The organism is Bariatricus sp. TF06-38A, assembly GCF_027690675.1.
In the GTDB taxonomy this organism is placed as follows: Bacteria; Bacillota; Clostridia; order Lachnospirales; family Lachnospiraceae; genus Allocoprococcus; species Allocoprococcus comes.
This window is the reverse complement of record NZ_JAQFCE010000038.1, coordinates 1-15,556: the sequence shown is the minus strand read 5'-3', so window position 1 is coordinate 15,556 and position 15,556 is coordinate 1. Positions and strand designations below refer to the sequence as shown.

The window sequence follows — 15,556 nt, the reverse complement described above, 5'->3', positions numbered from 1 at the left end:
GGATTCCTGCTTCTTTGGGTTAGGCGGGAATTATTTAATGAAATTATTACTGTGACGGATGAGGATGCCTATGAGACGGCAAGACTTTCTGCAAAGACAGAAGGAATTTCGGTTGGAATTTCATCAGGAGCAGCGCTCTGGGCAGCGATCAAGGTGGCAAAGAGAGCTGAAAATGCAGGGAAGAATCTTCTTCTATTCTTCAATCACCTGGATTTCCAGAAAATCAAAATCAATTGAATCCACGAAACTGTCCTGATAGAATCTAGCTTTGGAATGCCGCTTGAATTCGTTGATATTCACATCCAGCCAGATCGGTTTGCTGAGATCAAATTCATAGCAGATCTCATCCAGAGCATTGAAAATCTTGTGGGTTCTTGTATCGTCACTGTCATCACAGATGGTGGTATCTTTGATCATATGATTGTCTTTAAATTCTTTTCCCCATAAGCGGAACATGGTAAAATCCTCCTTATAATAAATATGAAAAATGCCGGTCAGGCAAAGAATGTTTTTGTATCAAGTGATTTTCAGTATAGCGGATTTAGGGGAGAAAGTAAAGGAGACAGATTTTATTCTATGATATGATGTGCTATATTGATACTAAAGTTTATGAAAGAAAGAGAATCATTCTCAATAACATGGAATAGAATAGAGAAAAAAGACAGGGAATTAGAAAAATGTCTAGAATAAAACGAGAAACTATAATCCGGGTTATATTGGGAATCTGTATGATAGTTGTATCGATTGGTATGATATATGGTAAGTCAAAAGCTGGGAATGCAAATGGAAACGACAGAACTTATATAGAAGAATCAGAAAAAAATGCAAAACAGAAGAAGGCAGAGAAAAGCGAAAACGACAGCACGGGATCAGCAAAACAGGACAGCACAGTAAAAACTAAGATGACAGAACAGAGGCAGGTATCGGGCACCGAAGCAAAAGCAATTGCCGAGGCAGAAGCTATCGAGGCATCCATCCAGCCGGGACAGTATCCGGTGATGGGGATCAGCAGTATCCGCGCCTGGCAATTGGTAAATTATTTTAAAGCGTATGGAAGCACTTATCCGGCAGAAGTTTTGACGCAGGGAGGTGCACCGGATATTGAGACATTTGCACAGATGTATTATGAAGAAGCCACGGCAGAAGGCGTCCGTCCGGAGGTTGCATTTGCACAGGCGATGAAGGAGACAGGCTGGCTGCAGTATGGTGGGGATATGCAGATCACCCAGTATAATTTTGCCGGGATCGGGACGACGGGAGGAGGCGTACCGGGGAATTCCTACCCGGATGTCAGAACCGGGATCCGGGCACAGATCCAGCATCTGAAAGCTTATGCGACAGACGAAGCACTTGCCGGGGAATGTGTAGATGACCGTTACTCTTGCGTGACAAAGGGGAGCGCACCGTATGTAGAGTGGCTGGGGCAGAAAGAGAATCCGGAAGGGTATGGCTGGGCAACGGGTGAACGTTATGGATACGACATTGTAGAAATGATTCATGCAATGCGAAAATAAAAGAAATGTGTCAGATTGAGATTATCTAATTTATTAAAATACTATGAAGCTTGCCCGGGCTGTATAGATTTCAAAGAGAAAAAATGGTATACTGATTTTACTTTCGGGACGAAAAAGGGAGATAGATTCCGGAGGGAAGTATACATAAAAAGGGGAGATTACATGCAGTCAGCAATGAAGTATTACGATGACGTAGACAGCTGGAAGACCGTCATGTTTCTTTACAATTCCGCATTGAAAGAAGTAGGGACGAAGCTGGAGATACTGAACGATGAATTTCAACATGTACACAGATATAATCCGATCGAGCATATCAAGACCAGGATCAAATCAGCAGAAAGTATTGTGAAAAAGCTGAAGCGGTACGGATATGAGACAAGTATTGAGAACATGGTACGCTATGTCAATGATATCGCAGGAGTCCGTCTGATCTGTTCGTTTACATCCGATATTTACCGGCTTGCGGAGATGATCGGGAATCAGAGCGACTTAAAGGTTCTGTCGATCAAAGACTATATCAAGAATCCGAAGGAAAGTGGATACAAGAGCTACCACATGCTGGTGTCCGTTCCGATCTTTCTGTCGGACAGTGTGGTGGATACGAAGGTCGAGATCCAGATCAGGACAATTGCGATGGATTTCTGGGCGAGTCTGGAGCATAAGATTTATTACAAGTTTGAAGGACAGGCACCGGAGTATATCAGCCGGGAACTAAAGGAATGTGCGGATATGGTATCGGCACTGGATGACAAGATGCTGTCACTGAATGAAGCAATTCTGGAATGTCTGAAAGAAGGCGGTGAGAAGCCGGTTCCGGAGAAAACAGAAGAAGTGGATGCGGAGATCATTGAGAATCCTATGATCCGATAAAGAAACACAAGAAAGTAATTATAAGAAAGCAGGAGCAGTCAATTGATTGTTGAGGAGTATACTCAACGTTAACTGACTGCTCCTGCTTTTTTGACACCGAACAGAAAAAAATCATATTTAACAAAAACTTTACACAGCCAGGATTTCAGATTTTACAACCATTTTATATGATAGAGACCGTGAAGAAAAGAAAAAATAAAAACACATAAAACGGAGGATTTTAGTATTATGAAATTCAGAAAATTAATGGCAGTAGCACTTGTAGCAGCAATGGCAGCAACAATGGCAGTTGGATGCGGAGGATCATCATCTGACAAGAGCGCAGAGGGCAGTACGAATAACAGCAGCGCAGATGGCGGAAGTGATTTTGATACATCAAATGATATTACAATTGTATCCCGTGAAGATGGATCCGGTACAAGAGGAGCTTTCATTGAGCTGTTCGGAATAGAAGAAAAACAGTCAGACGGAACGAAAGTAGATATGACAACAACAGATGCGCAGATTACAAATAATACATCGGTAATGCTTACAACTGTAGCAGGTGACGAATATGCAATCGGTTATGTATCACTCGGATCTTTAAATGACAGCGTAAAGGCTCTGAAGATTGACGGAGCAGAAGCCACAGCAGACAATATCGAAAATGGTTCTTACAAAGTGTCAAGACCTTTCAATATTGCAGTAAAGAAAGATCTTGATAATGAAGTTGCAAAAGATTTTATGGCATATATTATGAGTACAGAAGGACAGGAAATCGTATCAAATGAAAAATACATTCCGGTATCGGATGTAGAAGCTTATGCAGGATCAAAACCATCTGGAAAATGTGTAGTAGGTGGATCTTCTTCTGTATCACCGCTGATGGAAAAACTGATTGAAGCATATAAGAAAGTAAACCCAAATGCAGACATTGAGCTTCAGACTTCAGATTCTACAACAGGTATGACATCTACGATCGAAGGAAGCTATGATATCGGTATGGCATCCAGAGAACTGAAAGATGACGAAGCTTCAGAACTTGAAGCAACAGTAATCGCAACAGATGGTATTGCAGTGATCGTAAATAAAGCTAACACGGCAGATGAGCTTTCAGCAGATCAGGTAAAATCAATCTATGTTGGGGATGTTACAACATGGGATGAAGTTTCCAAATAAATAAAAGAGGAAATTAAAGAATGAAATCAAAAGCATGGACTGAAAAAGTCATGCAGGGAGTGTTCTTCATTGCCGCCTGCACTTCGGTGCTGGCGGTAGCTCTCATTTGCATCTTCTTGTTTGCAAATGGAATCCCTGCAATCAGACAGATAGGATTTGTAAAATTTATAACCGGTGATATCTGGCGTCCGGGAAATGAACTTTTTGGTATTTTTCCGATGATCATCGGAAGTATCTATGTGACGGCAGGAGCAATTATATTTGGTGTGCCGATCGGAATTCTGACTTCGGTATTTATGGCTATGTATTGCCCGAAGAAAATTTACAGACCGTTAAAAGCAGCAACTGAACTGCTGGCAGGTATTCCTTCGGTTGTATATGGCTTCTTCGGTATGGTGATCGTTGTTCCGATCATCAGGGACTTCGGAAGAACTTTAAAAATGATGGGACTGGTTCAGAAATCCGGCGATGGAAAAGGAATCCTGACTACATCAATTGTACTTGGTATGATGATCCTTCCAACGATCATCGGGACAACAGAAAGTGCAATGCGTGCAGTGCCACCACAGTACTATGAAGGCTCGCTGGCACTTGGAGCAACCCAGGAAAGAAGTATTTTTAAAGTTGTGATTCCGGCGGCAAAGTCCGGTGTGATCACAGGAATCGTACTTGGAATCGGACGTGCGATCGGTGAGACCATGGCAGTTATTATGATCGCAGGAAACCAGCCTAGACTGGTCAATAATATTCTGCTCGGTGTCCGTACTCTGACTGGTAATATTGTAATTGAGATGGGATATGCGACCGGACTTCACAGGGAAGCGCTGATTGCCACAGGAGTTGTACTTTTTGTATTTATCCTGATCATCAATTTTAGTGTTGCGCTGCTTAAGAGGAGGGGTGAACATGAGTGATCAGACGAAAAAACCTGTTTATATCAACCGGGAAAATTTTACAGATAAGATAAAAAGCTATCTGAGACATCCGGGATCCATGATTTTGATGTTTCTTGTGATGCTTGCGACATTTATCACGTTTGCATTGCTCCTGTTCCTGATTTTTTATATTTTGATCAATGGAATTCCGTACATTAAACCGTCATTATTTTCATTACATTATACATCGGACAATGCATCTGTTATACCGGCATTGATCAATACGGTTGTTATGACACTGCTTTCGCTTTTGATCGCAGTACCATTTGGCATTTTTTCAGCAATCTTTCTTGTGGAATACGCAGGAAAGGGGAATAAATTTATCGAAGTGATCCGCCTGACGACGGAGACTCTTTCGGGCATTCCGTCTATCGTATATGGTCTGTTTGGTATGCTGTTCTTTGTAAATACGCTGAAATGGGGATTTTCCGTTCTGGCAGGTGCATTTACTTTATCGATCATGATTCTTCCGCTGATCATGCGCCAGACAGAAGAAGCACTTAAAGCAGTTCCGGATTCTTACAGAGAAGGAAGCTTTGGACTTGGAGCCGGAAAGCTCCGTACCGTATTCCGTATCGTGCTTCCATCGGCAGTTCCTGGAATCCTTGCAGGTGTGATCCTTGCCATTGGACGTATCGTAGGAGAGACGGCAGCACTGATTTATACAGCAGGAACGGTTGCACAGGTGCCAAAGAATGTACTTGGTTCCGGTCGGACACTGGCAATCCATATGTATATGCTGTCAAGCGAAGGGCTGTATATGAACCAGGCGTATGCGACAGCTGTTATTTTGCTTGTACTGGTTGTTGCGATCAACACCCTTTCCGGTGTGGTTGCGAAGAAACTGACGAAAGCATAGAGAGGAAAAGAAAATGTCAAAGATAAGTGTAAAAAATCTTGATTTATATTATGGCGATTTCAAGGCGCTGAAAAACATTAACCTTGAGATCGAGCCAAATAAGATCACCGCGTTCATCGGACCGAGTGGTTGTGGTAAATCCACACTTCTCAAGTCGATCAACCGTATGAATGATCTGGTAGAAGGATGCAGGATTGACGGCGAAGTCCTTCTGGACGGACAGAATATTTTTAAAGGAATGGACGTAAATGTCCTGAGAAAAAGAGTCGGAATGGTATTCCAGAAACCAAATCCATTCCCGATGAGCATTTATGATAATATTGCTTATGGACCGAGAACGCATGGAATCCGTTCAAAGGCAAAACTGGATGATATTGTAGAAAAATCACTGCGTAATGCAGCTATCTGGGACGAGTGTAAGGACCGTCTGAAAAAGAGTGCACTTGGCATGTCCGGTGGACAGCAGCAGAGACTTTGCATTGCACGTGCACTTGCAGTAGAACCGGAAGTACTTCTGATGGATGAACCGACTTCCGCACTGGATCCGATCTCAACATCCAAGATAGAAGACCTTGCGATGGAACTGAAAAAAGATTATACTATCGTTATGGTAACACATAATATGCAGCAGGCAGTCCGAGTGTCGGACAATACCGCATTTTTCCTTCTTGGAGAAGTTGTAGAATATAATGATACTGAAAAATTATTCTCGATTCCGTCCGATAAGAGGACAGAAGATTATATTACAGGGAGGTTTGGTTAAATGCGGAACAGATTTGACAGACAGCTGGAAGAACTTAATGAGATGCTTATCCATATGGGAGAACTTTGCGAGACGGCAATCGAGGAAGCAACAGGAGCTCTGGAAGGACATGATATTGCCAGAGCAAAGGCTGTCATTACAGCAGACAGCGAGATCGATCAGATGGAAAAAGAAATTGAAAATCTCTGCCTGAAGCTTTTGCTTCAGCAACAGCCGGTAGCGCGGGATCTGCGAAGGATCTCGGCATCACTTAAGATGATCACGGATATGGAACGTATCGGAGATCAGACTGCGGATATTGCAGATATTGTGATCGCAACAAAATCAACAGAGGAAAAGAATCTGAAGGATATTAACCGGATGGCAGAGGCGACTGTAAAGATGGTAAGAGACAGTGTATCTGCCTATGTACAGAAAGATCTGGAGCTTGCAAGAAAAGTCATGGATGCAGATGATGAGGTAGATGATCTTTTTGATCTGGTAAAAGGAGATCTGATAAAATTTATTTCCGATCACAAAGGAAGTGCCGGAGATGAGGCGATCGACCTGATCATGATCGCAAAATATCTGGAGAGGATCGGAGATCATGCAACAAATATTGCAGAGTGGGTTGAATTTTCAATTACAGGTATTCATGCAGGCGGAACTGCAATCTAAAAGAAATTAAAGGAGAACGAGAATGATTTTTTGTGTGGAGGATGAAGCGAACATCCGGGAATTAGTAGTATATACACTTGAGACTACGGGATTTGAGGCCCGTGGATTTGAAGAAGGCACATCATTCTTTGAAGCTCTGGCAGAGGAACTGCCAGAGCTGATTTTGCTTGATATCATGCTCCCTGGAGAAGATGGAATGGAGATCCTGAAGAAGCTGAAGACTTCCGGGAGAACCAAAGATATTCCGGTCATCATGGTTACGGCAAAGGGTGCAGAATATGACAAGGTCATGGGACTGGATGCGGGAGCAGATGATTATGTGACCAAACCATTTGGAATGATGGAACTGGTATCCAGAATCCGTGCAGTACTCAGACGGACATCGAAAAAAGAAGAGGATGATACCTATGTGCTGGGTGAGATCCGCATGGACCGTAAAAAGCATGAAGTAACGGTAGCGGGAGAACCGGTAGCATTAACATTGAAAGAATATGAGCTGTTGAGAAAACTTATGGAGAATCAGAATATTGTTCTGACAAGAGATAAATTACTGGAAGAAATCTGGGGATATGATTTTGACGGTGAGACCAGAACGGTAGATGTCCATGTAAGAACCCTGCGCCAGAAGCTGGGACAGGCAGGAGAATATATTGAGACTGTCCGTGGAGTTGGATACCGTATAGGAGAGATCGATGCGAAATAGAATCCAGAAAAGTATGATTTTTGTGGTTACGATGTCACTACTGATCTCGTATATTCTGGTTACTCTGGTTATTTACCGGCAGGCGCTGGATATCCGGCGCAGTGAACTGGTTCAGGAGGCAGGATATATCCGGGCGGCAATAGAAATATCCGGAGAAGAATATTTTGGCACCATGGATAAGGTCAGTAAGCGCACCAGGGTAACATGGATCGATAAAGACGGAAAAGTACTTTATGATACCGGAAATGATCAGGAAACGCTGGCAAACCACAAATCAAGAAAAGAATTCAAAGAGGCATTGGCAAATGGCAGTGGGCAGGATATCCGTATGTCAGACAGCAAAGGACAGGAGATGTACTATTATGCGTTGAAGATGGATGATAGCTCTGTCCTGCGTGTGTCAAGAGGCATGGATACGGTCTGGAATACAGCATTTATGATCTTACCGTATATGATTGCGATCGGGGTCATGATGGCATGTGTTGCATGGTTTATGACAAGGCATCAGGTGAAAAGACTGATTGCACCGATTAATAATCTGGATCTGGAAGAACCACTGGAAAATGATGTATATGAAGAGTTGCATCCGCTGCTTGAAAGAATTGACAGGCAGAATAAAGAAAAAGCAGCAATTGAACAGATGAGGAGAGAATTCTCTGCAAATGTTTCCCATGAGCTGAAGACTCCTCTGACCTCGATTTCGGGATATGCAGAAATTATGATGAACGGTCTTGTAAAATCGGAAGATATGCAGGGATTCAGTGAACGGATCTATAAAGAGGCAAGCAGGATGATCACCCTGGTCGGTGATATTATCAAGCTGTCAAAGCTGGATGAGGGCAGTGTGGAGCTTGAAAAAGAGAATGTGGATCTGTATCAGATGACAAGGGAGATTGTGAGCCGTCTGGCACTTCAGGCAGAAAAACGCAGAATACAGGTTGAAGTGGTAGGAGAACATGTGGAATGTTTTGGAATCCGTCAGATCCTGGATGAGATGATCTACAACATCTGTGAAAATGCGATCAAATACAATAAAGAAAATGGAAAAGTAAATATCTGGGTTGGAAATACACTGAATGGGAAAAAAGTCATTGTCCAGGATACCGGAATCGGAATCCCAAAAGAGCATCAGGATCGTATTTTTGAGCGTTTTTACCGGGTGGATAAGAGCCATTCCAGAGAGACCGGTGGAACAGGTCTGGGTCTTTCAATTGTAAAGCATGGAGCACTTTTGCATAACGCAGAAATCCATGTGGAAAGTGAAGAAGGAAAAGGTACAAAAATGGAGCTTATTTTTCATTGTTAAAAAACTGTTTACAATTTGGAAAATAAAGGTATAATGTATAGAAAAAAGCTATGAAATATTATAGCTTTTTTCTATTTTATATCAAAAACAGAATCATGTATAATAAAAAGTAATATGACTAAAATTAAAAAATGGTTGAATTCGGTATGGAAGAGTGCCGGATACAATCTGTGTAGAGATTCACATGGAAAATGAGAGGCAACTATGGAAGAACAGAAGCAGAGTACGAGCAGCAATTATTTTAAAGGATTATCCAGAAGGGATTATATCCAGAAAGCACATGAGATCATTCAGCAAGAAGGGATTCAGGCAGTATCTATCCGCAGGATTGCCAAGGAGATGGGGTGCTCATCAGCAAGTCTGTACAGGTACTTTGATAATGTGTCTGAACTTTTATACTATGCAGAACTCAGAATTTTAACCGGTTACATAGACAGGCTGAATGAGGCTGAGAAATCCTGGAAGAATATGTGGCAGGTATATGTAGGTGTGTGGGATTGTTATGCAACGGAGGCATTTCATAATCCGGAAGCATATAATCTGTTATTTTTTGAGTATAACAATGTAAAACTCAAAGAAGCAATGCGGGAATATTATGAAATGTTTCCGGAAGATATTGTAAATGTTAACCGTTTTTTCTACAATATGCTTCAGACACCAAGCTTTCTGGCACGTGATTTTGAGATGTGCAAGCGGTGTATCAATGTTGGTGGTATTACATATGACAATGCAGTAAAATTAAACCGGATGGTATGCATGCTCTTTGAAGGCTATTTCAAAGATGTATATGAAAACGGGATAGAGGAAGAGCAGATTCCGGAACGTGTAAAACTGATGGTAGATGATGTAGATACGATCGTTATGGCTCTTGCCAACAATCTGAAAGGCTATAAAGGATACCGTAAATAAGGAAAAAACGCCGGTTTTTGGTTATTTTTAAATACAATCCTTGTTAAAAATTTAATTAGATTGCAATCCCAAAAAAACGTGGTAAAGTATATGTGAAAGTATCGAACACACGAAATAAGGAGGCAATATAATGGACAATATGAAAGGCTTCGGCATGATGATTCATGCTCTGAAAGAGAGCCCAAAAACTATCGTTTTTACAGAAGGAACAGATGAAAGAATTCTTGAGGCAGCTTCCCGTCTTTTAGCAGGAAGCTTCCTTACACCAATTCTTGTTGGAAATAAAGAAGCAGTATTAGAAGCAGCTGAAAAGTATGGATACAACATCCGTGGCGGAGAGATCATTGATCCGGATGATTATGAGAGATTTGACGAGATGGTAGAACTGTTCTGCGAACTTCGTAAGAGCAAAGGTGTTACACCGGAGCAGGCAGCAAAGACACTTAAGAGCAACAACTATTTTGGAACCATGCTGGTTAAGATGGGAGTTGCAGACGCACTTCTTGGAGGAGCTACTTACTCTACAGCAGATACCGTACGTCCGGCACTTCAGCTGATCAAGACCAAACCGGGATCAAGCTGTGTATCTTCCTGCTTCATTTTGGTTCGTCCGTCAGCTACAGGTGAGAACGAAGTTCTTGCTATGGGTGACTGCGCGATTAATCTCAAACCAACAGAGGATCAGCTTGCAGAAATCGCATGGGAAGTTGCAGAATGTGGTAAACACTTTGGTATCGATCCAAAGGTTGCATTCTTAAGCTACTCTACACTTGGATCTGGAAAGGGTGAAGATGTAGATAAGATGCGTAATGCAGCAGCAAAAGCAAAAGAACTGTATCCTTCACTTCCGATCGAAGGAGAGCTTCAGTTTGATGCAGCTGTATCTCCGCGTGTTGCAAGAACAAAATGCCCGAACAGTGAAGTAGCAGGTCAGGCAAATACATTTATCTTCCCGGATATCAACGCAGGTAACATCGGATATAAGATCGCACAGAGACTTGGTAACTTTGATGCATACGGACCGATCCTTCTTGGTCTTAATGCACCGATCAACGACCTGTCCCGTGGATGCAATGCAGAAGAAGTTTATTCTATGGCAATCATTACAGCAGCACTCGTAGAAGACTAAGAGTATTGACAAATATTCAGACGAAAATTATAATATAACAAACAAGGGCGTTTTCAAAATGGATTGAGAACGCCCTTTTTGTGGATACGATGAGCCAAGTGCAGATTTGTGCTTGCACAACGGATCTGCATTTGGCGAATGTACATCACCTGATGTTGGAAAAGGTAAAAAATCCTCTTGCAAGCAAGCTTGCATCGGCTTTCTGACCTTTTGACCCTGGTATCATCATTTTATTTATGAGTAGTAAAAACGGGAGGATTTGTATGAATATGAAAAATTATACGAGAGAAGATATCCTGAATCTTGTCGAGGAAGAAGACGTGGGATTTATCAGGCTGCAGTTCACCGATATTTTCGGAACAATGAAGAATGTAGCGATTACAGTAAGCCAGCTTAAGAGAGCACTGGATAATAAATGTATGTTTGATGGATCTTCGATAGAAGGATTTGCCAGAATCGAAGAATCGGATATGTATCTGCACCCGGATCTGAATACATTTGAAATTTTTCCGTGGCGGCCGCAGCAGGGAAAGGTTGCAAGATTTATCTGCGATATTTACAGACCGGATGGAACAGCTTACGAAAGCGATCCGAGACATGTTCTTAAGAAGGTACTTTCCGAGACAAAAGAGATGGGATATGACTTTAACGTAGGACCGGAATGCGAATTTTTCCTGTTTGAGACGGATGATGCGGGAAATCCGACGACGATTTCCAATGAACGTGCAGGATATTTTGATCTGGGACCTTTGGACCAGGGAGAGAATGCAAGACGTGATATTGTTCTTACAATGGAAGATATGGGGTACGGTGTGGAGGCATCTCATCACGAGATGGCACCGGCACAGCATGAGATCGATCTGGAATATACAGAGGCGTTGGATGCAGCAGACAATATCATGACATTTAAGCTTGTTACCAAAACAATCGCAAAAAGACACGGGCTTCATGCTACATTTATGCCAAAGCCAAAGGATGGTATCCATGGCTCAGGAATGCATCTGAATATGTCTCTGTCAAGAGATGGAAAGAATGTTTTTGCAGATGAAAAAGATCCGAATGGTCTGAGCAAGGAGGCTTACTATTTTATCGGCGGACTTATGAAACATATCAAAGCGATCAGCTTTATCACAAATCCGATCGTGAATTCCTATAAGAGACTGGTTCCCGGATATGAGGCACCGGTATATATTGCCTGGTCAGCGAATAACCGGACTCCTCTGATCCGTATTCCACGGGTATCAGGGGAAAGCACAAGAGTCGAACTCAGAAGTCCGGACGGGGCAGCAAATCCATATCTGGCACTTGCCGTATGTCTGGCTGCCGGAATGGAAGGAATTAAAAACAAGATCCTGCCGCCGGAGAGTGTAGATGAGAATATTTACGAAATGACAGATGTGGTGAAAAATACACTTGGAATTGAGGAGCTTCCGGCAAGCTTAAGAGAAGCAATCACAGAATTCCAGAAAGATCAGTTTATGCAGGAAGTACTGGGAGAAGAACTGTCACAGAAGCTGATCGAGTCAAAGCGTGCAGAATACAGAGAATACCGCACTCAGGTTACAGAATGGGAAATTAATGAGTACTTACAGAAATTCTAAAGAAACTTTCCAATTCTAAAGGCAGGAGGCTGGTATTATGAGCAGTATTATTGTTGTATTTCCAAAAAAGGAGATTGCAACCAATATTCGCAATATACTGGTACGAAATGGATTTGACGTGATTGGTGTGGGGGTAACCGGAGCACAGGCGGTTCAATTGGCAGATAATCTGGATGATGGAATTGTAGTTTGTGGTTATAAAATGACAGATATGTTATATAATGAATTGAGAGATTATCTGCCGAGTACGATTGAGATGCTTTTGATCGCATCGCCGGAGAAATGCAGTGACAGGACGCCGGGAGTGATCAGCCTGTCGATGCCATTTAAGGTATTTGATCTGATGAACACGATCGAGATGATGGCACAATCGATTGGCAGGCGGAGAAAGAAAAGAAGAGCAGAGCTTAAGAACCGGAATCCGGAGCAGCAGGCACTTGTAAAAGAGGCAAAGAGTCTTCTGATGGAACGTAATAATATGACGGAGGAAGAAGCGCATCGCTATCTGCAGAAATGTAGTATGGAGAGCGGTGTCAATATGGTGGAGACAGCTCAGATGGTACTTAGTATTATGGCGGAATAAAGGAGATTAAAGAGGCAGGATATATGATCTTTACAAAAATGCATGGTCTTGGAAATGATTATGTGTGTATAAACTGCTTCAGAGAAAGGGTGGAAGATCCACCTGGATTTGCAAGAACACTTTGTGACAGGCATTACGGGATCGGAGCGGATGGTCTGATTCTGATATGTCCGTCAAAGGTGTCTGATTTTAAAATGGAGATATACAATTCGGATGGCTCTGTTGCCGGGATGTGCGGCAATGGCATCCGATGCCTGGGAAAATATGTATATGATTACAGACTTACCGGAAAGGAAACGCTCAGTATCGAGACGAAATCCGGAATTCGTAACATGCACCTTCAGATTCAGGATGGGAAAGCCTGCGGTGCTATGGTAGATATGGGTGTTCCAAGACTGAACGCACACAGCATTCCAATCCTGAGCGAAAAGGATCTGGTGATCAATGATCCGATTGAGGTACAGAAGAAGAACTACCGCATGACCGGGATTTCGATGGGAAATCCGCATGCGGTAATCTTTTTAGAAGAGATAAACGGGATTTCTCTGGAAGAGACAGGAAGGGAGTTAGAATTTCATCCGAGATTTCCGGAGAGGGCAAATATCGAGTTTTGTCATGTGACTGCGAGGGACCGGATGGAGATTCGTGTGTGGGAGAGGGGTGTTGGTGAAACGCTTGCCTGCGGAACCGGAGCATGTGCAGCAGTTGTGGCTTCTGTGCTGAATGACTTGACAGATGAGGAAGTAATCGTTAAATTATTAGGTGGAGAGTTATCTGTCAGATGGGACCGTAAGGTGAATCATGTATTTTTGGTGGGACCTGCGGTTAAAGTATTTGATGGTGTACTATAAAGATCAAATCACAAAGGAGACGACATATGTACAGTGTAAATGAAAACTACTTAAAGTTACCGGGAAGCTATCTGTTTTCCAATATTGCCAAAAAAGTTGCAGCGTTCTCAGCAGCGAATCCGGATGCACCGATCATCCGTTTGGGAATCGGTGATGTAACACAGCCGCTTGCACCTGCGATCATCGAAGCGCTTCACAGTGCAGTTGATGAGATGGCACACGCAGAGACATTCCACGGATATGCACCGGATCTTGGATATGAATTCTTAAGAAGCGCGATCGCAAAGAATGATTTCCAGGCAAGAGGATGTGATATTGCTGCAGATGAGATCTTTATCTCAGACGGAGCAAAGAGTGATTCTGGAAATATCCAGGAGATCTTTGGACCTGACTGCAGAATCGCAGTAGGAGACCCGGTATATCCTGTATATGTGGATACAAACGTAATGGCAGGACGTACCGGAATTTACGATCCAAAGACAGAAACATGGAGCAATGTAATCTACATGCCTTGTACAGCAGAAAATGGATTTGTACCGGAACTGCCAAAAGAAGTACCGGATATGATCTATTTATGCTTCCCGAACAATCCGACCGGAGCGGCTATCACAAAAGATGAACTCCAGAAATGGGTAGATTATGCAAATAAAAACGGGGCAGTGATCATTTATGATGCTGCATATGAAGCATATATCACAGAGGAAGATGTACCACACAGTATTTTTGAATGTGAAGGAGCAAGAACCTGTGCAATCGAACTTAGAAGTTTTTCTAAGAATGCCGGATTTACAGGAGTACGTCTTGGCGCAACGATTATTCCGAAAGACCTTAAGTGTGGAGATGTGATGCTTCATTCGCTGTGGGCAAGACGTCACGGAACAAAATACAATGGAGCACCTTATATTGTACAGAAAGCCGGAGCTGCTGTTTATACAGAGGCCGGAAAAGCACAGATCAAAGAGCAGATCGCATACTATCAGAAGAATGCAAGAACGATTTATGAAGGTCTGAAGAATGCCGGATACACGGTATCCGGAGCAGTGAACTCACCATATGTATGGTTAAAGACGCCGGATAACATGACTTCATGGGAATTCTTTGATTTCCTTCTTGAAAAAGCAAATGTAGTTGGAACTCCGGGATCAGGATTTGGACCGAGCGGGGAAGGATACTTCCGCCTGACAGCATTTGGAAGTTACGAGAATACGTTGGAAGCGATCAAGAGAATTGAGAATATTTAATTGAAAATTTGGCTGCAGGGACGGGCGTCGGATCACGGTGTGGATTTGGCGGTGGACTCTGGCGTGAACAGCCTGTAACATGAAAAGAAAGAGAAAAGTGTGATACCAGACTCATTCGACGGAAAATCTGATGATTTTCCATCTCAGGAGTCTTCGAAGTTTCGTACTTGGGGTACGAAATCCGATCACACTTTTCTCTTTTTTTCATTAACAGGCTGTAACACGCCGCCATATACCGCCAAATCCACACCGTGATCCGACGCCCTTGGCGCTGCAGACAATTTAAAATGATACCTGGCTTTAAGCTTTATTCAACCGTTATGTGTGTCTATACCAAAACAAAATCACTCATAACATATAAGCCAGAATAAAAGTAAACACAATAAGAATTAATTTCAATTCTGAACAAACAATCCTTCCATCCACAGCGAGGGCGTGTGAAAAAACGAAAGTTTTTTCATGCGTCCTTTTTCTTAT

The 15,556-nt window shown here is 42.6% G+C and carries 17 protein-coding genes; 16 read left to right on the top strand and 1 reads right to left on the bottom strand.

Annotated features, from left to right (window positions below):
* Nucleotides 1-6 precede the first annotated feature (6 nt).
* On the top strand, nucleotides 7-237 hold the full coding sequence (locus PG418_RS17995; RefSeq protein WP_082424300.1) for a pyridoxal-phosphate dependent enzyme: 231 nt from the start codon (nucleotides 7-9) through the stop codon (nucleotides 235-237).
* Here the strand turns inward: PG418_RS17995 and PG418_RS17990 are convergent.
* Nucleotides 193-456: a hypothetical protein gene (locus PG418_RS17990; RefSeq protein WP_055158192.1), complete on the bottom strand. Its 264-nt coding sequence runs from the start codon at nucleotides 454-456 to the stop codon at nucleotides 193-195. The two genes, PG418_RS17995 and PG418_RS17990, sit on opposite strands and share 45 nt — an antisense overlap.
* 221 nt (nucleotides 457-677) lie before the next feature.
* On the opposite strand from PG418_RS17990, the gene PG418_RS17985 reads away from it, so the two are divergent.
* From PG418_RS17985 to PG418_RS17915, 15 genes are all read left to right on the top strand, one after another.
* The gene (locus tag PG418_RS17985; protein WP_055297676.1) at nucleotides 678-1,514 is read left to right on the top strand and encodes a glucosaminidase domain-containing protein; all 837 of its coding nucleotides are present in this window, start codon (nucleotides 678-680) and stop codon (nucleotides 1,512-1,514) included.
* Nucleotides 1,515-1,676: 162 nt separating this feature from the next.
* Nucleotides 1,677-2,384 carry a GTP pyrophosphokinase gene (locus PG418_RS17980; protein ID WP_022220501.1) on the top strand — a complete coding sequence of 236 codons (708 nt, stop codon included), beginning with the start codon at nucleotides 1,677-1,679 and terminating at the stop codon, nucleotides 2,382-2,384.
* 228 nt (nucleotides 2,385-2,612) lie between these two features.
* On the top strand, nucleotides 2,613-3,542 hold the full coding sequence (locus PG418_RS17975; protein WP_055262081.1) for a substrate-binding domain-containing protein: 930 nt from the start codon (nucleotides 2,613-2,615) through the stop codon (nucleotides 3,540-3,542).
* Nucleotides 3,543-3,562: 20 nt separating this feature from the next.
* Nucleotides 3,563-4,456 (top strand): phosphate ABC transporter permease subunit PstC, encoded by an 894-nt coding sequence (pstC, locus tag PG418_RS17970; RefSeq protein WP_055297678.1) that lies wholly within the window; start codon nucleotides 3,563-3,565, stop codon nucleotides 4,454-4,456.
* Nucleotides 4,457-4,544: 88 nt separating this feature from the next.
* Complete coding sequence (gene pstA, locus PG418_RS17965) at nucleotides 4,545-5,336, top strand: phosphate ABC transporter permease PstA (RefSeq protein ID WP_416387036.1); 792 nt, start codon at nucleotides 4,545-4,547, stop codon at nucleotides 5,334-5,336.
* A 13-nt stretch (nucleotides 5,337-5,349) separates the two neighbouring features.
* Nucleotides 5,350-6,099 (top strand): phosphate ABC transporter ATP-binding protein PstB, encoded by a 750-nt coding sequence (gene pstB, locus PG418_RS17960; RefSeq protein WP_055297679.1) that lies wholly within the window; start codon nucleotides 5,350-5,352, stop codon nucleotides 6,097-6,099.
* A complete protein-coding gene (gene phoU, locus PG418_RS17955) occupies nucleotides 6,100-6,756 on the top strand; it encodes a phosphate signaling complex protein PhoU (RefSeq protein ID WP_055158201.1) in 657 nt (218 codons plus the stop codon).
* 22 nt (nucleotides 6,757-6,778) lie between these two features.
* Nucleotides 6,779-7,459: a winged helix-turn-helix domain-containing protein gene (locus PG418_RS17950; RefSeq protein ID WP_008368508.1), complete on the top strand. Its 681-nt coding sequence runs from the start codon at nucleotides 6,779-6,781 to the stop codon at nucleotides 7,457-7,459.
* Nucleotides 7,449-8,765, top strand: coding sequence for a sensor histidine kinase (locus PG418_RS17945; RefSeq protein ID WP_055158203.1), 1,317 nt, complete (start codon nucleotides 7,449-7,451; stop codon nucleotides 8,763-8,765). The genes PG418_RS17950 and PG418_RS17945 overlap by 11 nt, the downstream gene beginning before the upstream one ends.
* Nucleotides 8,766-8,969: 204 nt before the next feature.
* Nucleotides 8,970-9,674, top strand: a complete 705-nt coding sequence (locus tag PG418_RS17940) for a TetR/AcrR family transcriptional regulator (RefSeq protein WP_008368506.1) — start codon at nucleotides 8,970-8,972, stop codon at nucleotides 9,672-9,674.
* 139 nt (nucleotides 9,675-9,813) lie between these two features.
* A complete protein-coding gene (pta, locus tag PG418_RS17935) occupies nucleotides 9,814-10,803 on the top strand; it encodes a phosphate acetyltransferase (protein WP_055249376.1) in 990 nt (329 codons plus the stop codon).
* A gap of 269 nt (nucleotides 10,804-11,072) precedes the next feature.
* Nucleotides 11,073-12,404 carry a type I glutamate--ammonia ligase gene (gene glnA, locus PG418_RS17930; RefSeq protein WP_498837820.1) on the top strand — a complete coding sequence of 444 codons (1,332 nt, stop codon included), beginning with the start codon at nucleotides 11,073-11,075 and terminating at the stop codon, nucleotides 12,402-12,404.
* A 37-nt stretch (nucleotides 12,405-12,441) separates the two neighbouring features.
* Nucleotides 12,442-12,987, top strand: a complete 546-nt coding sequence (locus PG418_RS17925; RefSeq protein ID WP_008368502.1) for an ANTAR domain-containing response regulator — start codon at nucleotides 12,442-12,444, stop codon at nucleotides 12,985-12,987.
* A 23-nt stretch (nucleotides 12,988-13,010) separates the two neighbouring features.
* Nucleotides 13,011-13,838, top strand: coding sequence for a diaminopimelate epimerase (dapF, locus tag PG418_RS17920; RefSeq protein WP_498837818.1), 828 nt, complete (start codon nucleotides 13,011-13,013; stop codon nucleotides 13,836-13,838).
* A 26-nt stretch (nucleotides 13,839-13,864) separates the two neighbouring features.
* Nucleotides 13,865-15,079, top strand: a complete 1,215-nt coding sequence (locus tag PG418_RS17915; RefSeq protein ID WP_055249344.1) for an LL-diaminopimelate aminotransferase — start codon at nucleotides 13,865-13,867, stop codon at nucleotides 15,077-15,079.
* Nucleotides 15,080-15,556: the final 477 nt, after the last annotated feature.